The following is a 20155-nucleotide window of genomic DNA, read 5'->3' as shown; positions in this document are numbered from 1 at the left end:
GCGGACGCAATGCTTCGGGCAGCGGCGGCTTGGCAAGGCGCGGAAGGTCGTCCAGCACCTGCAGATCTCCCGCCGGTTCGGCCACGGCCATCGTGCCCAGCAATTGGCCGGTCAGCGCCAGCAGGCGCAGTTCCGCCTCGCCCGCATCTTGGCCCAGCCCGCCGCGCCAGCCAGCGGGCGCTGCATGTGCAGCGCTGCCGCCCATCGTCCAACGGGTGATGACCGGGGCCAGTCCATCCAACAGCGCTTCAGCCACCGATCCGCCCCCAAGGCGTGCGCGCGGCCAGCAGGTCGAGCCGGTTGCCCGACCACAACCCGACGCTGCGCGTCAATTCGGTGCCTGTCGCCAACCCCGTCACCTCGCCGCCCAGCGGCAGTGCCCCGTGGCTGCCCCGCCACCATGTCGCGCCAGAGCGGTCAAAGCCGATCCTACCGGCGGGCAGCAGCACGGGCCAGGCCACAGCCCAAGGTTCGTCGAGCCATGGTGTGGTCAACGCCTGCTCCAGCGGCTCGTCGTGCTCCGGCCATGCCCGCAGCGCCTCGCCCGCCGCCTCACGCCCCAGCAGCACCGCCCGCAATGGCGCGCGCGCTGGATAGAAGGCCATTTCACCCACGAATTGTTCCCCGGGTACAAAGACTGATCCCCGCCGTCCTGCGCTGGCCGGGAAGAAATCGAGCAGCATGGCAAAGCGCGGCTGATCCGGGCCAAGGTTGAGCAGCCATGTCGTCTGCGAAACCAGCCCGTCCCGCCGTGTCCGCACCTGCTCGCCCAGCACTTCCCAAACGCCCGCCACACGGATCGTCCGGGGATCAGCGAGCAGGGCCTCGCGGTTTTCCGTTGTTGCCACCGCGCGGCGCAGTTCGGGCGCGCGCGGATCGGCACGATAGGCACGCGCCAGCAGCACCAGGCGCCCCAGTTCCACGGTGGCGGCGCGGATGCGATCAGCAGCGGGTTGTTCAAGCAGCCGCGCGGGCAGTTCGTCGATGTGGCCAGCCAGCGCCGCCGCCTTGCCATCGACCAGCCGGGCCGCGATCCGGCGACAGCGCGCCGTGACATCGCCGACAAAGCCGCCGAGGCCAAGCCGCAACTGGTCACCAATCCATTGTTCAAGCGCGTCGAGCGCATCGAGGATCGCACGCTCGGTATCTTCGGCGCGTTTGGCGCTGGCTGCCGCGCGCCGCGCTGCTGCCTTCTCGTCCGTGGCCGGTTCGGGCGCTTCGCTCAGCGCTGCCGCAAGGCTCTTTTCCTCGCCGCTTTCCGCCTTGACCACGGGCCTCGCCACCACCCCTGTCCGCCGCCTGCCCAGCCAGTCGCTGACCCAGTCCGGCGTTTCGGCGGCGGGAAAGGGCGCTATCGCCTCGACATTGATCCACAGCAGCGCCAGCGCATGTTTGCAAGGGAACTTGCGCGAAGGGCAGGTACACTTGCTGCCCATATCGCGCAGATCGGCCATGACCCGATAGGGATTCGCGCCCGACCCGGCGCATTCGCCCCAGATCAGCGTGGCATCATGGCTGGCGCCAAGGCCGGACCATTTTGTGGGTTTGGTCAGCCCGGCGGCGGCCTTGAGCGATGCCTGATCGCTTGCAAGTTGTTCAACCGCCTTCAGATCGCCCCCCACACGCCCTCCAACTTCGCCGTGAAAGCCATGGTAGATTGCGGTTGTTAAATAACAATTGTGTTTCGATGTCGGGCCGCAGTTTAAGAATGGCCGGACCCGAAGCGCCCCGGGGGCCCAGCTTGCAAATGGCCGTCATTGCAGATGACAAAGTTTTGACAGGTGTGGATCAGCGGCAAAATGTCGTATGCTCACGCTCAGGCAGCGAATTTCATTGCCCAGCCCGCCGCTTGCATATTTTTTAAATATAACCACGCTTACAAGCGTGAGCATAAATTGCGAATTGCATAAATCCCTGGCCGGCTTTTGAACAAATGCTTGTCGCCGGGGTGCCGCATGTTTTATGATCCACTGGCAGACGGCGCTTATTGCCCGTCTTCTCGGAGAAAGACCGTGTTGGAACACTATAGCCTTGTGGGCGCTGCGCCCGTGCTGTTCCAGCCCTTCTCGTAAGCGTCGCGTGGCGCTGCGATAGGGTGGTGGAACCGCCTGTCGCGCCCTTTCAAGCCTTCTTGAAATTGGACCTGATCGACCGCGCCTAGTCGCGTGGCCAGGCCGCACGTGAGACGCTTTATGGACGAGTTTTCGATCGTCCGCAGCCTGGCGCTGCGGATTGGCCAGGATATTCCGGCCAAGGGTGCACTGGCGCTCGCTTTGGGTGAATGGGCAGGGCCAAACCTGCCGTGGTTGCTGGATGAAACGGCACAGGAAGATCCCGCGTGGGCTGAAATCTGCCCCAAGCTGGCTGCATCCCAGCAGCAGGGCGTGCCAGCCCATGTCCTGGTGCTGGGCGCAAGGTTGGCCCGGCTGCTCGGTTTTTCGCCCTTCGATGCACAACTGATGGCCGTGATGATCGCGGCAGAGCGGCTGCCCCGGTTTCGCGAACTGGTGCGTATCGCCGCGCGGTGTGGGCATGATCTGCCAGCATTGCTGGGTGAACTGGCCGGCGCAGACAGCGCCATGGCCGAAGGAGCCGTGCGCCAAAGCCCGGTCCTGCGTCTTGGCTTGATCGGCTTTGAGCTGGGACATCAAGGGCATTTGCAGGTGGACCTGCGCTGGCCGCTGGAGCGTTTGCTCAACCGTGCGCCGGCGGCCGATGGCGATCTGCTTTCTTTGCTGGTGGGCGCGCGCCAAGACGCGCGACTGACGTTGGAGGATTTCAGCCACGTGGGTGACGCCGACATGCTGCGCCGCCTGCTGGCAGGGGCGCTGACACATCGTGCGGCAGGCATCAACATCCTGATCCACGGCCCGCCGGGCACCGGAAAGACCGAAATGGCGCTGGCCCTTGCCGCTGCCGTAGGCGCCCCGCTGCACGCGATTGGCGAAGCTGACGACGACGGGGATGAGCCGACCCGCTGGGAACGCGTCCGCGCCCTGCAACTGGCGCAGCGTGCCCTGTCTGGCCAACCCCGCCCGGCGATCCTGCTGTTCGACGAGATGGAGGACCTGATCGGCGACACCCAGCGCAGCGAGGGTGACTGGATGAACCGACGCGAGGGCAGCAAGGTTTTCATCAACCGCATGTTGGAAACCAACCCGCTGCCGGTGATCTGGACCACCAATGCGCTGGGCAATGTGGACGATGCCATCCTGCGCCGCATGAGCTTTGTGCTGCGCATGGCGCACCCGCCCCGCAGCGCGGCCTTGCGCATGGCGGACCGGATCGCGCACGAGGAAGGCGTTGTCCGTGGCGACGCCATCACGGCGCTGATCGATGCCGCGCCCGAGGCGGCCAGCGTGTTGCGGGTGTCGGCGCGGGTGGCGCGTTTGGCAGGAGAACTGGATGGTGGTGCCAAGGCGGCTGGATCGCTGGTGCGCGCACTGCGTGATGAACCTCTGCCAGTGGGGCACGAGGACGCGCTCGACCTTGACCTGTTCGAGACCGATCGTCCGCTGGCCAGCTTGCTGGAGGCAGTCTCAGCGGGCGGGGCCAGCGATGTCTCGTTGCTGCTCTCCGGGCCGCCCGGCACGGGCAAGACCGCGCTGGCGCATCACTTCGCCCGTGCGCTGGATCGTCCCCTCCTGGTCAAACGCGCTTCGGACCTGCTGTCCAAATGGGTCGGCGGCACCGAACGCGCCATTGCCGATGCCTTTGAGGAAGCGCGTCGCCGCGATGGCGTCCTGTTGTTCGACGAGGCGGACTCCCTCTTGTTCGATCGCCGGCACGCGCGCACTAGTTGGGAGGTTGGCCAGGTCAATGAATTGCTGACCTGGCTCGACCGGCATCCGCTGCCGGTCGTGGCCGCCACGAACCACCCCGACAATCTGGACCCGGCAACACTTCGGCGCTTTGTTTTCAAACTGAAGTTGAAGCCGCTGGGTCCCGAACGGCTGATACGGGCCTTTCGCCAGCGCTTCGGCATGGAGCCGCCAGAAGGCATCGCCGCCCTTAGCAACCTGACGCCGGGGGATTTTGCCGTGGTGGCGCGCCAGCTTCGCCACGCCCCCGCGCACGATGCCGCCGACATCCTCGCCCGTCTGCGCGACGAAAGCGCAGCCAAGGGAGGCGGCAGCGTGCGCATGGGTTTTTGACGCCGCGTCCGGCCGGGGATTGCACCTCGGCCGAACGGTGCGCCTGCTCGATGCAGCATCCCATCAACACCGAGAGCGTGAGCCGAACCGGTTTTGGAGCGATCCGGGTCACCACTCCGGCGCCACGCTCGGAAGCAAGATTGACCCGCCACTCGGCGCCATCGAGCTATTGCATTCCGCTCCTGAAAACCGAAACTCGCGCCGCTACCCTCACGCCGCCAGCGCTTGCGGGTCGATCATCACGCGGTTGCGGCCTTCGCGCTTGGCGGCGTAGAGCGCGGCGTCGGCGGCCTTGAGTAGGGCGGTGCCTTCGCGGTCCATGCCTGGGGCCCAACTGGCCAGACCGAACGACATCGTCACCGAGCCCAGCGCCCGCTCGCCCTGGCGCACGGTCAACAGGCTGACCGCCACGCGCACTTCTTCCACGCGGGCGCGCAGGACCGAAACTTCGGTGGCCGGCGCGATCACCACGAACTCCTCTCCGCCAAAGCGGCAGACCACGTCGCCATCGCGGAACCGGCGGCGCAATTCGCCGGCCACGGTTTGCAGCACCTGGTCGCCGGCATCATGGCCGAATTCGTCGTTGAAGCGCTTGAAGTGGTCGATATCGCACATCACCACGGTCAATGGCGCGCTCGAACGCGAGGCGCGGGCCATTTCCAGGGCCAGCGTCTCTTCCAGATAGCGACGGTTGAACAGGCCGGTCAGCGGATCGCGGATGGTCTGTTCGCGCAGGCCGCGCTGCAGGCGGTGGTTGACCAATGCCGAGGCGATGTTTTCGCTCAGCACGGCCAGGCGAAACCGGCTTTCGGTGCCGATCGTGCCCATGAGATAGAGCACGCCGATCACTTCACCACCGGCGAGCAGAGGCTCGCAATGGTAGTGATCGGATTGCTGGCCCACGTGGGGGCAAACGATGTCCGAGCCAGGCTCGTCCACGTAATGGCTTTGCCCGCGGCGCAGGGCCCAGCATTCCTCTGGCGCAAAGCCGGCTTGCCCGAATGCCTGCCCGGCCTCCACCCCGCCCCAGGTGGCCGTGGGAATCAGTAGGTTGCGCGAATTGTTGTGCACGAACAGCACGCCGGGAATATGCGGCAGCACACGCGGCACGAAGACACGGATGATCGCGGCGAGTTCGTCGTCGGTGCGGGCGGCCTGCATGCGGTGCGCCATGCCGCCCAGAATCTCGATCACTTCGCCCCGTTCGCGCAGGGTTTCAGCGTTGTGGCTCAGCGCTGCGTTGGCGGCCTTGAGATTTTCGCCAGCCTCGGCCTGGCTGGCCACCGCGCGTTGCAGTTCGTCGGCCATGGCGTTGTAGCCGCCGGCCAGGCGCGTGAACTCGCTCGATCCCATTTCCCCGGTAACGCGCGCCTCGCGGTGGCCCGCGCCGAGTTCGCCCATCACCGCCAGCATTTCCCCCACGGGCCGCCGGATGCGCAGGATCAGCGAGCGCGCAACCAGCGCCAGCATCATGAGGGTAAGCGGCGTGCCCAGCACGACCAGCCAGCGAATCGTGCGCAGCAGGCTTTCCACCTCGGCCATACGATCGGCAGCAAGCGCTCGCTCGTCGAGCAGCAGGTCGTTCACCTTGGCTTCGACCAGTTGCATCATGGCCAGCCCGCGGCCGCTGGCCGTAGAATCCAAAGCTCGATCGAACGCGCCGCTGCGAGCCAGGCGATAGACCGTTGCCAGCGTATCGGCGCGTGCGTTGACCAGCACCTGCAACTGGCGCGCCCGCTCGTGCTGCTCGAAATTGTCGGTGGTCAGCGCCACCAGGTCGGCCGCATCGCGGCGCGCCGTGTCGATCGCTGGCAGCACGGCACTGGCGAATTCGGGATTGTGGGTGAGCGTATAGCCGCGTTGGCCGGATTCGGCGGCGCGCAGGCTGGCCAGGGCATGGTTGGCCGTGCGCAGCACGCGCGACGAATGATCGACCCACCGCAGGTTGTCATGCATCTGCAGCGTCACGGCCAGCAGCGCGCCAGCCAGAATCATGATCAACCCGGCCAGCGCGGCGCAAAGCAGCGAAATGCGATGAGAAAGCGACCCGACCAATAGAACCTACCCGTGCGACCCCGATCGCCTGCTTAACAGATTAGGCGCTAAAGAGAAATCGCTCTGTGCGGGTTCACTTTTGACATACCGGGCAGAAAAACGTGGAGCGCCCGCCCTGCACCACGCGCGCCACCGGCCGGCCGCAGGCGCAAGGATCGCCCTCGCGGCCATAGACGCGCCAGTCCTTGGCGAAGTACCCCAGCTCGCCATCGGGCCGGGCATAGTCGCGCAAGGTGGAACCGCCCGCGGCAATCGATTCTTCCAGCACGGCGCGAATCTCGGGCACCAGCCGCTTGAGCGCGGCCAGCGAAACGGTGCCGGCTTCCCGCTCGGGATGGATGCGCGCGCGGTGCAGCGCTTCGCACACATAGATGTTGCCAAGGCCCGCCACGATCCGCTGGTCGAGCAGCATGAGCTTGATCGCGGCGATGCGGCCGGCAAAGGCGCGCGCCAAGTGCTGCGCCGTGAGCCCCGGCCCCAGCGGTTCGGGCCCGAGCGCGGCGAACGGCGGCCAGGCATCGAGCGCATCGTCGTCAACCAGATCGACCGAACCGAAGCGGCGCGCATCGTTGAGCGCCAGCACATGCCCGTTGCCGGTTTCCAGCACGAGGTGATCGTGCTTGGCGATCTCTTCGGGATCGATTCGCCAGCGGCCCGACATGCCCAGGTGAAACACCATGGTGCGGGCACGGTCCGTGTGGATCAGGCCATACTTGGCGCGGCGCGACAGGCCCGTCACGCGTGCACCGGTCAGCGCCTGGCCCAGGTCTGGCGGGAACGGGCGGCGCAAGTCGGCGCGGCGCATGGCCACGCGGGTGATCGTCTGGCCCTCGAGTATGCTCGCCAGGCCGCGAACGGTGGTTTCAACCTCTGGTAGTTCGGGCATCGTGCCGCTCTGCTATCATGCTTTGCGCCTGCGGCAATTCCTCTTTAAAGGCCCTGAACCATGACCAGCCCGGAAAGCGTGTCCTTCGGTTACGAGGACGTCACCCCTGAGGAAAAGACTGCCCGCGTCGGCGCGGTGTTTTCCAGCGTCGCCAAAAAGTACGACGTGATGAACGACGCGATGTCGGTGGGCATGCACCGCCTGTGGAAGGATCGCTTCGTCGCCCGCGTCAAGCCGCGCGAAGGCGAGCAGATTCTCGACATGGCCGGCGGCACCGGCGACATCGCGTTCCGCATGGCGCGCGAAGGCGCGTCGATCACAGTGAGCGACATCAACCAGGACATGCTCGACGTGGGCATCGAGCGCGCGATGGAGCGCGGCATCGATGGCCTGGTCTGGTCGCGCCAGAATGCCGAGGAGCTTTCTTTCGGCGATCGCTTCTTTGATGCCTACACCATCGCCTTTGGCATCCGCAACGTGACCCGGATCGACGCGGCCCTGGCCGAGGCGCACCGCGTGCTCAAGTTCGGCGGGCGGTTCTTCTGCCTGGAATTCTCGACCACGCAATGGCCCGGCTTTGCCGAAGTCTATGATGCCTATTCGCACAAGCTGGTGCCCAAGATCGGCCAGGCGATTGCCGGTGACGCCGAATCCTATCGCTACCTGATCGAATCGATCCGCCGCTTTCCCAAGATGGACGAATTCGAAGGCATGATCAAAGCCGCCGGTTTCCGCCACACCAAGGTGGAGCCGATCCTGGGTGGCCTGGTGGCGATCCATTCCGGCTGGAAGGTCTGAGAGTACACATTCGTTGACCCGTCCTGCCACCCATATTCGCCGCCTGCTGGGCTGGGGCCGCATTCTGGCGCGCCATGGCGCGCTGCGCCTGCTGGAAGAGAGCCCGCAGACCCCGGCCCCCGTGCGCCGGCTGTGCCGCATCGCCCGCTTCGGCACGCGCCAGCCCGCCGTGCCCGATTATGCCGGCGCGTTTCGCGCGATCGGCCCGGCTGCGATCAAGCTGGGGCAAACCCTTGCCACCCGGCCCGATCTGGTGGGCGAGGAAGCGGCGCGCAATCTGCTGGCCCTTCAGGACAAGCTGCCCCCGGTCGATTTCGCGCTGATCCGCCGCGAAATCGAAACCAGCTTCGAACGGCCGCTCGAAAGCCTGTTCGCCCGCTTCGATGAAGAGCCGGTGGGCGCCGCCTCCATCGCGCAAGTGCACCAGGCCTGGACGGCCGACGGGCGCAAGGTGGCGGTCAAAGTGCTGCGCCCCGGCGTGCGGGAAAAGCTGGCGCGCGATATCGAGACCTATGAATGGGCCGCCGCGCACCTGGAAGCGCTGGGCGGGGAAGCCGGGCGCCTGCGCCCGCGCCTGGTCATCGCCAATTTCAAGCGCTGGACCGCGCGCGAGGTGGACTTGCGCCGCGAGGCGGCGAGCGCTTCGGAACTGGCCGATGCCATGCACGCCTTTCCGCGCTATCGCGTGCCCGGTATCGATTGGGACCGCACCAACGGCCGGGTGATGACGCTCGACTGGGTCGATGGCGTCAAGATCAGCAACCTGGACGCGATCGACGCGGCAGGCCACGATCGCAAGGAAATGGCCAGCCGGCTGGTGCTGGCCTTCCTGACCCAGGCGATCAGCGGCGGCTATTTCCATGCCGACATGCACCAGGGCAACTTGTTCGTGGAAGCCGATGGCACGATCACCGCGATCGATTTCGGCATCATGGGCAGGATCGACCGCCAGGCGCGGCAATGGCTGGCCGAAATCCTCTATGGCCTGACCACGGGCGACTACAAGCGCGTGGCCGAGATCCATTTCGAGGCGCAATACGTGCCGAGCTATCACTCGGTGGATGAATTCGCCACGGCCCTGCGCGCAGTGGGCGAGCCGATGCGCGGCCGCCCGGTGAAAGACCTGTCGGTCGGGCAGATGCTCGACGGGCTGTTTGCCATCACCCGCGATTTCGACATGCAGACCCAGCCGCACCTGCTGCTGCTGCAAAAGACCATGGTGATGGTCGAAGGGATCGCCCAACAGCTCGATCCCGATATCAACATGTGGGAAACCGCCGCGCCCTTCGTGCGCAACTGGATCCGCGACGAGCTGGGCCCCGAAGCCGCGATTGCCGAGCGGCTGCAAGAAGACACCGCCACGCTGCTGCGCGTGCCCGCGCTGATCCGCCGGATCGAGGAACGCTTTCCGCCCAAGGGCGGCGCACCTGAAGCTCCGCCGCTGCCGCATGTCGACCTGATGTGGGAGCGCAAGCGGCGTGACGACGATCCGCGTGGCACAAGCTGGACCGGGCTGCTGCTCGCGGCCGTGCTGGGCGGCGCTGCGGTGCTGGGGCTCCAGGCCTGGGGCCATCATGACGGGCCCCCGCCCGAACCCGAATGGCATCGCCATCCGTGAACGCGCCCGCCCGTCCCGCTCCTTTACCCGGCCTGCGGCTGGCCAAGCGCCATTTCAACGCGCTTGACCTGTCGCGGGTCATCGCCGCGTTCTTCGTGCTGTTCTGGCATTACCAGCACTTCTTCGTGCCGCCAGTGGGCTATGGCTTCCAGGTCGATCGCGCAGCGGTGATCCCGCTCTATCGGCCGCTGCGCTGGCTGTTCGACTATGGGCACATGGCGGTGCAATATTTCTGGGCCGTCTCGGGCTTTGTCTTTGCCCATGTCTATTTTGCCGACAGCACGGCGATGCGCCGGTTCTGGCTGGCCCGGGTGGCACGGCTCTGGCCGCTGCACCTGCTGACGCTGGTGATCGTGGCGGGCCTGCAGGCGGCCTATACCCGCATCAACGGCACCGCGTTCATCTATCACGAGCAGGACTGGAAGCATTTCCTCCTGTCGATTCCCTTGGCGCACTATTGGGGCTGGCAGCACAACCAGTCATTCAACGGGCCAAGCTGGTCGCTCTCCACCGAAATCCTGGCCTATGCGGCGTTCTGGGTCTTGCTGCCGGCCATGCGCCGCGCGCCACTGCTGGTGTCGCTGCCGGTGGCGGTCGGCGTGCTGCGCCTGTTCTTCCTGGGCTGGCCGAACGAGCCGGTGCTGACCTGCATCGGCTATTTCTTCCTGGGCGTGGCGATCTACGCCGCCGCTTTGAAAGGCTGGCTGCCGCTGCCCGTGCTGGCCGGCGGCGCACTGGCTTGCGCGGTGGCAGGCTGGGTCGCAGCCACGCGCTATCACGCCGAAGACGCCACGATCCTGGCCGGCACGTTTGCCGTGCTCTTCGCCACCCTGACAGTGGACGTGGCCGACAAGACCGATGCCCTCGCGTTCGGGCGGCAGTGGGGAGAAGCCTCCTACGGCATCTATCTCTGGCATTTTCCGATGCAGGTGGCGCTGGTCCTGCTGATCGACGCCACGCTGGGCAGCCGGGCCATTGCGCGCGAGCCGGCGTTCCTCATCTTCTTCCTGGCCGCCGCGGTCGCCGCCGGCTTTGCCTCCCACCGCTGGATCGAACGCCCTGCCCAGCGCGCGATCCTGCGCTTTGCCGGCCGCTGGGGTGGCAGGGGCGCGCAGGCCTAGCGGCTCAGCACTTGCCTGCGGGGGGCTTAGAAAGGCTCAGCCCGAACGGGGGAATAGGGCTGAATGCGCCCTTCCTCCTCCGATTATCCCACCCCCGTTCGCCCTGAGCTTGTCGAAGGGCGTGGGCGCTGCGGTTTGCCAGCAGCCTACCCCGCCAAGTCCCCCACGCGGTGGTGCGGCAGGATGCGCCAGGCAGCCGCCAGCACGATCACGTGCAGCGCTTCGACTGCCATGGGTTGCGCCCAGCCGGGATAGGCACCGGCCAGCGCCAGGTCCAGTGCGCGGCCGGCCAGCGCCACGCCGAACAAAAGGCCCGGCACCAGAAGCAGATCGCCGTTGCGGCGCCAGGCGCCAATCATCATGCACAGCGCGGCAACGCCAAAGAACGCGGTGAAATCGGCACGAATGGTGGCCCAGCCCGCCGCGCCCGGCGCCCCCACGCCCAGCATCGCGGCACCGGCCGGGGGCGTGAACAGGAACGCGGCGGCCATCATCAGGTCGAACAGGCCAAGCAGGAAAACCAGGGCTGTAAGGATCAGGCGGATCGGCACCGCGGATCAGGCCAGGTTCGCGCGGTGGGGCGTGGCGGGCGCGGCTGCTTCATCCTCGTTCGCCTGGCGAAAGGCGCGGCGCGCGGCCAACAGCAAGGCGATGTGCGCCACGTCCAGCGCCATGGGCAGCAACCATTCGGGATAGGGGCCAAAAGCGACGAAATTGACCAGCCGTTCCACCAGCGCGCCGATGAAGATGAAGGTCGGCACCAGCAGCAGATCGCCATTGCGCCACAAGACGCCCGCAATCATCGCCAGCGCCGCGACGCTGAAGAACGACGTGCAATGCGCGCGGATGATCGAAAGCCCGTGCGCCGCGCGCGCGAGTTCGGCGCTGTCATGCGGCGTCACGAGGAACGAGCCGACAATGATCAGATCCACGAGCCCGGCCATCAACACGAGCGCGGCCAACACCACACGCATCGAGTCTCTCCATCGACCTTGTTCTATTTGTCGCAAGTCTGACAAACTTTCGGACAGCTTGCAAAGAAATTGAACGACGCAATTCCGCCGTTTTGAACCATCGACGGCGGGAAAACTTGCGCCGCATCGGCCAAGGCGGCACAAGCCGCCCATGCTACAAAAGCGCATCCTGTTGATCGTGGGCGGCGGCATCGCCGCCTACAAGGCCTGCGAACTCGTCCGCCTGATCCGCAAGGGCGGCGGCGATGTCACCTGCGTGCTGACCGAGGGCGGCGCCCATTTCGTAACCGCGATGACGCTCGCCGCGCTCAGCGAAAATCCCGTGCACACAACGCTGTGGGATCTGAAGAACGAAGTGGAAATGGGCCATATCCAGCTGTCCCGCCAGGCAGACCTGGTGGTGGTGTGCCCGGCCACGGCTGACCTGATGGCGCGCATGGCCGCCGGCATCGCCGATGATCTGGCCACCACCTTGCTGCTCGCAACCGACAAGCCGGTCATGGCCGTGCCGGCGATGAACGTGCGCATGTGGCAGCATGCCGCCACCGTGCGCAACGTCGCCACCTTGCGCGCGTCGGGCGTCACCGTGCTGGAACCCGATGAAGGCGCGATGGCCTGCGGCGAATTCGGCCCCGGCCGCCTGCCCGAACCTGCGGCGGTGTGGACGGCGATCGAGGCCGCGCTGGCGCCGAGGCAGCCCCTGCCGCCCGCTGCAGCCCTGCCGCTTGCGGGCCGCCATGTGCTGGTCACGGCCGGCCCCACGCACGAACCGATCGATCCGGTGCGCTATATCGCCAACCGGTCAAGCGGCCGGCAGGGCTTTGCCATTGCCGAGGCTGCCGCCCGCGCCGGCGCGCGGGTGACGCTGGTGGCCGGCCCCGTCGCCCTGCCCACGCCACCGCGTGTTGTTCGGGTGAACGTGGAAACCGCACGCGAGATGGCCGCTGCCGTAGAGGCGGCGCTGCCGGCCGACGTGGCGGTGATGGTCGCCGCCGTGGCCGACTGGCGCACGGCCGATGCCGGCCCGCACAAGCTGAAGAAGGACGGCAGCGGCACGCCGCCCCCGCTCGCCCTGGTCGAAAATCCCGATATCCTGGCCAATCTGTGCCGCGATCCGCGGCGCCCTGCACTCGTCGTGGGCTTTGCTGCGGAAACCGATGACGTCATCGCCCATGCCGTGGCAAAGCGGGCGCGCAAGGGGGCGGATTGGATCGTGGCCAACGACGTTTCCGGCGATGTCATGGGCGGGGCCACCAACGCTGTCCACATCGTTGCCGCCGACGGCGTGGACAGCCTGCCCGAAATGCCCAAGGAACACGTGGCCGAGGCGCTTGTCGCGCGCATCGCGCAAACGCTTTCGCCCACGGCACCTGCCCCATCCACCCCGCCAACGGAATTCCCCGCATGACCGCCCATTCCCATTCTGCCCCGGTGCCGATCCTGTTCAAGCGCTTGCCCCATGGCGAAGGGCTGCCCCTGCCCGCCTATGCCACCGATGGCGCCGCCGGCATGGACGTGGTGGCCGCCGAGGATCTCGACCTGGCGCCGGGCGCGCGCCATGCCGTGGCCACCGGTTTGGCGCTCGCCATTCCCCCGGGCTTCGAAATCCAGGTGCGGCCGCGTTCGGGCCTGGCGCTCAAGCACGGCATTTCCGTGCCCAATGCCCCTGGTACGATCGACAGCGACTATCGCGGCGAATTGAAGATCATCCTGATCAACCACGGCAGCGAGAGCTTTTCGATCCGTCGCGGCGATCGCGTGGCACAGCTGGTGCTGGCCCCGGTGGTGCACGGCACCTGGCTCGAGGTTGACGAACTGGACGATACCACGCGGGGCCAGGGTGGCTTCGGCTCCACCGGCGGCATCGTCGCGCTGGGCAGCTGAGCGGCGAGGATGGCTCTGCCTGACTTCCGTCTGGAGGCGTATTTCTCGAAGTGGGAATTCGCCGCCCGGCATCACCTGACGGCGTCCGACGCGCAGAGCATGACCTTGCGCGAACTGCTCGCCATGGCCGATCCTGCCGATGCCGCCGCGTTCGATGCGCAATGGCTGGGATACACCCAGACTTTCGGCGCCCCGGCTTTGCGGGCCGAGATTGCCCGCACCTATGACGCGATGCCCCCCGAAAACGTGCTGTGCTTTGCCGGCGCGGAAGAGGGCATCTACGTCGCCTACCACGTGCTGCTGGGCAAGGACGATCACGCCATCGTGATCACGCCCAATTACCAGGCGGCCGAAACCGTGCCGCTCTCGCTCTGTGCGGTCACCGGCGTGCCGCTCGATCCCGAAAACGGCTGGCGGCTCGATCTCGATCGCGTGGCGGCGGCGATCCAGCCCAATACCAAGCTGGTCTCGATCAACTTTCCCCACAATCCCACCGGCTCCATCCCCGATCGCGCCACGCTCGATGGATTGGTGAACTTGTGCCGGCGCCATGGCATCTGGATCTTCAGCGACGAGGTCTATCGCCTGCTCGGCCCCGATCCGGCACGGCACCTGCCACAAGTGGCCGATATCTATGAGCGCGGCCTATCGCTCAATGTGCTGTCCAAGGCCTATGGCCTGCCCGGCCTGCGCATCGGCTGGATCGCTTGCCAGGACGCGGGCGTGCTTTCGCGCATGGAGCGGATGAAGCACTACCTGTCGATCTGCAATTCCGCGCCCAGCGAGGCGCTGGGGATCATCGCGCTGCGCGCCGCCGATCGCATCATCGGGCGCAACAATGCTCTCGTGCGCGCCAATCTCGACGTGCTCGATGCGTTCTTTGCCGATTATCCGCACTTGTTCGAATGGACACGATCGGACGGTGGCTGCGTGGGCTACCCGCGCTGGCTTGGGCCGGGCACGGTGGATGCCTTCTGCGAAGATCTGGTCGACAAGGCCGGGGTGCTGTTGCTGCCCTCGGGCATCTATCATTCCGATCTGGGCCCCGTGCCCGCCGATCGGTTCCGCATCGGTTTTGGCCGCAGCGACGTGCCGGAAAGCATCGCTGCCTTGCGCGCCTATCTGGAACAACGAACATTCTGATCTGGTGCTTGCCAGACACCATTTGTTGCGCGTGATGCACCACTAGCGCTTGCCTTTCCCGCCTGGCCTGCCCTAGGGGCCTGCCCCAGGGATCAGGGTGTGGCCGCCGCCTTCTTGCGTGGGCGCTGCACAACGGGAGAGAATGTCATGCGCGCTCGTGCCGCGTGGCCGCTGGCGCTTGCCGGCTTGGCCGCACCAACCATCGTCCACGCCGCCGCCGGCCCGGTGCCGGGGACGAACGGCGCCGACACGGTGTGGATCATGGTTTCCTCGGCGCTCGTGCTGCTGATGTGCATGCCGGGCCTCGGCCTGTTCTACGGCGGCCTGGTGCGCACCAGGAACTTCCTTTCGGTGCTGGTCCAGGTGGGCGCGATCGCGGCTGTCGCCTCGCTGCTGTGGCTGGTCTGCGGCTATGCCCTGGCGTTCGGCCCGGTGGGTGGCGGCCTGGTGGGTGGTCTCGGGCCGGTCATGCTCGGCCATCTGGCACCCCTGCGTGCCGGCCTTGCCATTCCCGAAAACACATTTGCGCTGTTCCAGATGTGCTTTGCCGCAATCACGCCCGCGCTGATGGTCGGCGCCTGGGTGGATCGTGCAAGGTTTTCGTGGGTCCTGGCATTCTGCGCGGCCTGGGGCCTTATGGTCTATGCCCCCGCGGCGCACTGGATCTGGGGCGGCGGCTGGCTTGCCACGCGGCTCGGCACGCTGGATTTTGCCGGCGGCATCGTGGTGCACACCACCGCCGGGGTTTCCGCGCTGGTCGTGGCGATCCTGCTGGGCGCGCGGCAGGGTTTTCCCAAGACGCTGATGCTGCCCCACGCGCCCGCACTGACCATGGCTGGCGCTGCGCTGCTGTGGGTGGGCTGGTTCGGCTTCAACGGCGGGTCGGCACTGGCCGGCAATGCCGGGGCCACGGCGGCCATTCTCAACACCCATATCGCCGCCTGCGCCGCAGCGATGGCCTGGCTGCTGATCGAGCGGCTGACGGTGGGCAAGCCCACCAGCGTGGGCTTTGCCACCGGCGCGGTGGGCGGCCTTGCCACGGTGACGCCCGCGGCGGGAATGATCGCGCCGGGCGCAGCGCTGCTGTTCGGCCTGGCCGCAGCCTGCGTGTGCTATCCCATGATCCTGCTGGTCAAGCACCGCTGCAAGGTGGACGATTCGCTTGATGTCTTTGCCGTCCACGGCGTGGGTGGCATGATCGGCTCGCTGCTGCTGGCGCCGTTTTTGGCCCCGAGCCTTGGCGGCGCCGGCTATGCCCCCGGCATGGACATGGGGCGCCAGATCCTCGCCCAGGCGCTCGGCGTGGGCGTGGTGGCGCTGTGGTCGGCGCTGGCCACGCTGGTGCTGGCGCTTGGCCTTGCCCGGATCTGGCCGATGCGGGTGAACGAGGATGACGAGCGCGAAGGACTCGACCTTGCATCCCACGGCGAGCGCGCGTGGGAATTTGACTGAATCGCGTCAACACGGCGCCACATCCGCTTGTTCGTCCGCGACAAAGTGCGATAGCATTGGCGTGGGGAACAGGTGGGCAGGCGGGCATGTTCGATGCGGGACTGATAGGCGACATCTATGAGGCGGCCGCCGTGCCCGAGCGCTGGGCCGGGGTATTGCAGACCCTGGCGGACCAGGCGGGCGCGCGCGGCAGCAACCTGATCCGCTTTGGCCCGCAAGGCCTGGCGATGACTTCCACCGAAAGCGTGCAGGCGCTCACCGTGGAATTCGATCGGCTGGGTTACAATGCGCAGAACACCCGGGTGAGCCGGTTGCTGGCGCGCGGCGACCACCCCGGCTTTCTCACCGACAGCGACGTGCACAGCGCCGACGAACTCGTGTCCTTGCCGATCTACAGCGAATTCCTCGTTCCCCATGGCATGGATGCAGGCGCAGCCACCGTGATCCAGGGTGCGGGAGAAGATGGCCTGATCCTGGCCCTGGAAGGGTTTGCTGGCCACGAGGCGTCGCGCCAGGCGGCGCGCCGGCTCGATGCCTTGCGCCCGCACCTTGCCCGCGCCTTGGCCTTGAGCGCGCAATTGCGCATGCAGCGGGTAGAAGCGGCGGTGAATGCGCTGGACCTGGTCAGCGTAGCCGCCGGCGTGATCGATCCGGCCGGCCGGATCGAGGCAATGAACCCGCGCTTTGCCGCGGCGATGGACAGCCTGCTGGCGCAGCGCGCAGGCGTGCTGCACGCGGTGCATCCCGGCTGCGATGCGCAGTTGCGGGTGGCGCTGGCGCGGTTGCGCGAACGCCGCGCGGGCTGCTCGCTGCCGCTGCGCGACGCCCAGGGTGCGGCGCGCCACGCCCTGCACCTCGTGCCCATGCACGGCCTTGCCCGTGATGCGTTCGACAGCGCCGGCGCGGTGTTGATCCTGGCGGGGGCCGGCAACCCCAGCGTGCCCGGCGCCGATCTGATCCGCGCGCTGTTCGATCTGACCCCGGCAGAAGCGCGCGTGGCCCGCGCCGTGGCCCAGGGCCTGTCACCGACGGAAATCGCCAGCCGCCACACCGCCTCGCCAGCCACCGTGCGCACCCAGCTCAAGCATGTCTTTGCCAAGACCGGGGTGACCCGGCAGACCGAACTGGCCGTGCTGCTGGCCTCGCTGGCCGGCCCGCTCGATCCGGCGGCCTAGGCGGCGTTTCGTCGAAACACCCTCATGCCCTAGTTTTTTGTGTTCGCGCGATTTTTTGACAAAACCCGGCCCCCACTTTTTGTCATCGCGCTCTACGCGCAAACAAAAAGGGCCGGCCCGAAGGCCAGCCCTTGATGCGTTCGTTGCCGAAGCGGACTGAAAGATCAGCGCTTCGAGAACTGGAAGCTGCGGCGAGCCTTGGCGCGGCCGTACTTCTTGCGTTCCACGACGCGCGAGTCGCGGGTCAGGAAGCCAGCGGCCTTGACGGCGCCACGCAGCGCGGGTTCGAAGCGGGTCAGCGCCTGGGCGATGCCGTGCTTCACGGCGCCGGCCTGGCCCGACAGACCGCCGCCCTTGACGGTGGCGATGATGTCGTACTGGCCTTCGCGGCCGGCCACCTGGAACGGCTGGTTGATCACCAGGCGCAGGGTCGGACGGGCGAAGTACACTTCCTGGTCGCGGCCGTTGACCACGATCTTGCCGCTGCCGGGCTTGAGCCACACGCGGGCCACGGCGTCCTTGCGGCGGCCGGTAGCATAGGCGCGGCCGAACGAATCGACTTCGCGATCGCGCAGCGGCATGGTCGGCGCAGCAGGTGCAACCGGCGCGTCGCCTTCGGCGGCGGGTTCGGCAGCAGCGGCGGGAGCGGGAGCGGCAGACGTCAGGTTCTTGAGGTCGGCCAGGCTCGAGACGGTGTCGTTATCGGCCATGATCAGGCACCCACCTTGTTCTTGCGGTTCATCGAGGCGACGTCGAGCGCCACCGGCTGGGTGCCACCATGCGGGTGTTCGGTACCGGCATAGAGGTGCAGCGCGCGCATCTGCGCACGGCCGAGCGGACCACGGGGGATCATGCGCTCAACGGCCTTTTCCAGCACGCGTTCGGGGAAGCGACCACCCAGGACCTTGTCCGCGGTGACTTCCTTGATGCCGCCGGCATAGCCGGTGTGCTTGTAATAGGTCTTGGCCTTGAGCTTGTTGCCCGTGAGGCGCACCTTGTCGGCGTTGATCACGACAACGTGATCGCCGCAATCGACGTGGGGCGTGAAGCTGGGCTTGTGCTTGCCGCGCAGATGGTTGGCGATGATGACGGCGAGACGGCCGACCACCAGGCCTTCGGCATCGATAAGATGCCAGTTCTTTTCCACCTCGGCCGGCTTGATCGACCGGGTGACCTTGCTGAGAGCCTTCATGGCTGTTCGGTTCCCTGGATGTTGGGTTACCCGCGTCCCGCGCCAGACTTGGCACAAGCGGGGTGAAGAACCGCGCCTTTGTTGCAAATGGCCTCAGGAGTCAAGCAAACCGCGCCTTTGCGGAGAGGTAAAATAATACCTTCTCGGTTTTCAGGCCGATTTGCCGCCCCGTCCCAGGCCATGCGCACCCCAGACCGTGCACACCAGCAGCAACGCACCGCACAACTGGTGGAGCACGGCGAGCCACAGCGAAACCCCGCTATAGACCGTGGCAATGCCCAGCAGGACTTGCGTGCCAAAAGCGATGTGGATCGCAACCGAGGCGGGCCGTTGCCCCGCCCGGCGCAGCTTGCGCGCCATCACCACCAGCACGGCCACCACGGCCCAGGCCCACCAGCGGTGCAGGAAGTGCACGAGATAGGGATCGCTGGTCAGCGTGGCCAAGGCGCCCCGCGCCCATTCCACGCCATCGGGAAAGAACTTGCCCTGCATCAGCGGCCAGGCGTCCCACGAAAACCACCCTGCCCCGGCCACCACGCCGGCGCGCAGGCCCGCCAGGAACGCTCCATAGACCAGCTGCAGCGCCAGCATCCCCAGCGCCAGCGCGCCAAGGCCGGTCAGGCGCGCGCGGCCTTGGCCAGCGGCCAGGGCGCGCAAGTCCAACAATGTCCAGACGATCCCGGCCAGGGTGAACAGCGCCACGGCCAGGTGCGTGGCCAGCCTATAATGGCTGACTTTCACATCATGCACGATGCCAGACTTGACCATCCACCAGCCCACCGCGCCTTGCAACGCGCCCAGCGCCAGGAGCGCCAGCAGGCGCGGCTTGTAGCCGGCAGGGATCTGCCCACGCACCCAGAACCAGACCAGCGGCGCGGCAAAGGCCAGGCCGATGGTGCGCGCCAGCAGGCGGTGCACCCATTCCCAGAAGAAGATGAACTTGTAGGTCGCCAGCGTCATCCCGGCCGGGCCATTGACCAGGATATACTGCGGCGTCTGGCGATAGGCGTCGAACTGCGCCTGCCACTGCGCGTGGGTGAGCGGCGGCAAGGCGCCCGAAACCACGTTCCACTCGGTGATCGACACGCCCGATTCGGTCAGCCGGGTAATGCCGCCGACCACCACGATCGCCACGATCATGGCGGCCACCACGATAAGCCAGCGGACCAGGAGCAGCGGTGCAGGTTTGGAAGCCGTCATGCGCGCGACTTCTGCGTCTGCGCGCGCGGGCGCGCAAGTGGCATTTGGGGGAAGCCGGTTTTGCAGCCCGGCCGCGCAAAAGCCTTGAACGATGATACAACGTTACATATATGGGCGGCCATGAACCAGGCCTTCCTTGCCTTGCGCAGCCGACTCGACCGTTTCGGCGTGCTCCTTTCCGGCCTGTGCATGATCCATTGCCTGGCCGGGCTGTTCCTGGTCGGCGTCCTGGGTCTGGGCGGCGGTGTGCTGCTCAATCCTGAAATCCACCATGTCGGTCTGGTCCTGGCCATCGTGATCAGTGCGGCAACGATCGGCATGGGCGCATTGCGCCATGGCCACCGCCTGCCCCTTGCCCTGGGCGTGGCCGGCCTTTCGCTGATGACCGCTGCCGTGCTGGTTGGCCATGGGGCGGCCGAATCCGTGCTGACCATCGGCGGCGTGCTGCTCGTGGCCACGGCCCATGTGGTCAACATGCGGCGTAACGCCTGCTGAAGCCTTGC

General features: G+C 66.8%; 18 protein-coding genes. 10 read left to right on the top strand and 8 right to left on the bottom strand.

Annotation, left to right across the window (positions count from 1 at the left end):
* Nucleotides 1-248: 248 nt before the first annotated feature.
* Nucleotides 249-1622 carry an SWIM zinc finger family protein gene (locus FHT19_RS15160; RefSeq protein ID WP_169475758.1) on the bottom strand — a complete coding sequence of 458 codons (1374 nt, stop codon included), beginning with the start codon at nt 1620-1622 and terminating at the stop codon, nt 249-251.
* A gap of 558 nt (nt 1623-2180) precedes the next feature.
* Between FHT19_RS15160 and FHT19_RS15155 the strand changes: the two genes are divergently transcribed.
* On the top strand, nt 2181-4154 hold the full coding sequence (locus tag FHT19_RS15155; RefSeq protein WP_248290489.1) for an ATP-binding protein: 1974 nt from the start codon (nt 2181-2183) through the stop codon (nt 4152-4154).
* Nucleotides 4155-4364: 210 nt separating this feature from the next.
* On the opposite strand, the gene FHT19_RS15150 is transcribed toward FHT19_RS15155, so the two are convergent.
* Both FHT19_RS15150 and mutM read right to left on the bottom strand, forming a co-directional pair.
* A complete protein-coding gene (locus FHT19_RS15150) occupies nt 4365-6149 on the bottom strand; it encodes a diguanylate cyclase (RefSeq protein ID WP_211184934.1) in 1785 nt (594 codons plus the stop codon).
* A 133-nt stretch (nt 6150-6282) separates the two neighbouring features.
* Complete coding sequence (mutM, locus tag FHT19_RS15145; protein WP_168555612.1) at nt 6283-7095, bottom strand: bifunctional DNA-formamidopyrimidine glycosylase/DNA-(apurinic or apyrimidinic site) lyase; 813 nt, start codon at nt 7093-7095, stop codon at nt 6283-6285.
* A gap of 60 nt (nt 7096-7155) precedes the next feature.
* Between mutM and FHT19_RS15140 the strand changes: the two genes are divergently transcribed.
* The 3 genes from FHT19_RS15140 to FHT19_RS15130 are packed head-to-tail and all read left to right on the top strand — an operon-like array spanning nt 7156 to nt 10632.
* A complete protein-coding gene (locus tag FHT19_RS15140; RefSeq protein WP_169475757.1) occupies nt 7156-7893 on the top strand; it encodes a class I SAM-dependent methyltransferase in 738 nt (245 codons plus the stop codon).
* A 13-nt stretch (nt 7894-7906) separates the two neighbouring features.
* A complete protein-coding gene (gene ubiB / locus FHT19_RS15135; RefSeq protein WP_168555614.1) occupies nt 7907-9511 on the top strand; it encodes a 2-polyprenylphenol 6-hydroxylase in 1605 nt (534 codons plus the stop codon).
* Nucleotides 9508-10632, top strand: a complete 1125-nt coding sequence (locus FHT19_RS15130; protein ID WP_248290488.1) for an acyltransferase — start codon at nt 9508-9510, stop codon at nt 10630-10632. The genes ubiB and FHT19_RS15130 overlap by 4 nt, the downstream gene beginning before the upstream one ends.
* 146 nt (nt 10633-10778) lie before the next feature.
* On the opposite strand, the gene FHT19_RS15125 is transcribed toward FHT19_RS15130, so the two are convergent.
* Nucleotides 10779-11183: a hypothetical protein gene (locus tag FHT19_RS15125; RefSeq protein WP_248290487.1), complete on the bottom strand. Its 405-nt coding sequence runs from the start codon at nt 11181-11183 to the stop codon at nt 10779-10781.
* 6 nt (nt 11184-11189) lie between these two features.
* On the bottom strand, nt 11190-11606 hold the full coding sequence (locus FHT19_RS15120) for a hypothetical protein (RefSeq protein WP_169475755.1): 417 nt from the start codon (nt 11604-11606) through the stop codon (nt 11190-11192).
* A gap of 151 nt (nt 11607-11757) precedes the next feature.
* On the opposite strand from FHT19_RS15120, the gene coaBC reads away from it, so the two are divergent.
* The 5 genes from coaBC (at nt 11758) to FHT19_RS15095 (ending at nt 17260) form a co-directional block, all read left to right on the top strand.
* Nucleotides 11758-13014: a bifunctional phosphopantothenoylcysteine decarboxylase/phosphopantothenate--cysteine ligase CoaBC gene (coaBC, locus tag FHT19_RS15115; protein WP_169475754.1), complete on the top strand. Its 1257-nt coding sequence runs from the start codon at nt 11758-11760 to the stop codon at nt 13012-13014.
* The gene (gene dut / locus FHT19_RS15110) at nt 13011-13490 is read left to right on the top strand and encodes a dUTP diphosphatase (protein WP_169475753.1); all 480 of its coding nucleotides are present in this window, start codon (nt 13011-13013) and stop codon (nt 13488-13490) included. The genes coaBC and dut overlap by 4 nt, the downstream gene beginning before the upstream one ends.
* Before the next feature lie 9 nt (nt 13491-13499).
* A complete protein-coding gene (locus FHT19_RS15105; protein ID WP_169475752.1) occupies nt 13500-14633 on the top strand; it encodes a pyridoxal phosphate-dependent aminotransferase in 1134 nt (377 codons plus the stop codon).
* Nucleotides 14634-14780: 147 nt separating this feature from the next.
* Nucleotides 14781-16085, top strand: a complete 1305-nt coding sequence (locus tag FHT19_RS15100; protein WP_169475751.1) for an ammonium transporter — start codon at nt 14781-14783, stop codon at nt 16083-16085.
* Nucleotides 16086-16171: 86 nt separating this feature from the next.
* The gene (locus FHT19_RS15095; protein ID WP_169475750.1) at nt 16172-17260 is read left to right on the top strand and encodes a helix-turn-helix transcriptional regulator; all 1089 of its coding nucleotides are present in this window, start codon (nt 16172-16174) and stop codon (nt 17258-17260) included.
* A 164-nt stretch (nt 17261-17424) separates the two neighbouring features.
* Here the strand turns inward: FHT19_RS15095 and rpsI are convergent, their stop codons facing one another.
* From rpsI to FHT19_RS15080, 3 genes are all read right to left on the bottom strand, one after another.
* Nucleotides 17425-17970 carry a 30S ribosomal protein S9 gene (gene rpsI / locus FHT19_RS15090; protein WP_168555622.1) on the bottom strand — a complete coding sequence of 182 codons (546 nt, stop codon included), beginning with the start codon at nt 17968-17970 and terminating at the stop codon, nt 17425-17427.
* A 2-nt stretch (nt 17971-17972) separates the two neighbouring features.
* Nucleotides 17973-18452 (bottom strand): 50S ribosomal protein L13, encoded by a 480-nt coding sequence (rplM, locus tag FHT19_RS15085; protein ID WP_168555623.1) that lies wholly within the window; start codon nt 18450-18452, stop codon nt 17973-17975.
* Nucleotides 18453-18602: 150 nt separating this feature from the next.
* Nucleotides 18603-19652 carry a COX15/CtaA family protein gene (locus tag FHT19_RS15080; protein WP_169475749.1) on the bottom strand — a complete coding sequence of 350 codons (1050 nt, stop codon included), beginning with the start codon at nt 19650-19652 and terminating at the stop codon, nt 18603-18605.
* Between the two features lie 120 nt (nt 19653-19772).
* Between FHT19_RS15080 and FHT19_RS15075 the strand changes: the two genes are divergently transcribed.
* A complete protein-coding gene (locus tag FHT19_RS15075; protein ID WP_168555625.1) occupies nt 19773-20147 on the top strand; it encodes a MerC domain-containing protein in 375 nt (124 codons plus the stop codon).
* The last annotated feature ends 8 nt before the right edge of the window (nt 20148-20155 follow it).

The sequence above is a fragment of the Novosphingobium sp. SG919 genome (genome assembly GCF_012932495.1).
Lineage (GTDB): Bacteria > Pseudomonadota > Alphaproteobacteria > Sphingomonadales > Sphingomonadaceae > Novosphingobium > Novosphingobium rhizosphaerae.
Note: the sequence above shows the minus strand (reverse complement) of the source record. Positions and strands in the feature narration are given on the sequence as shown.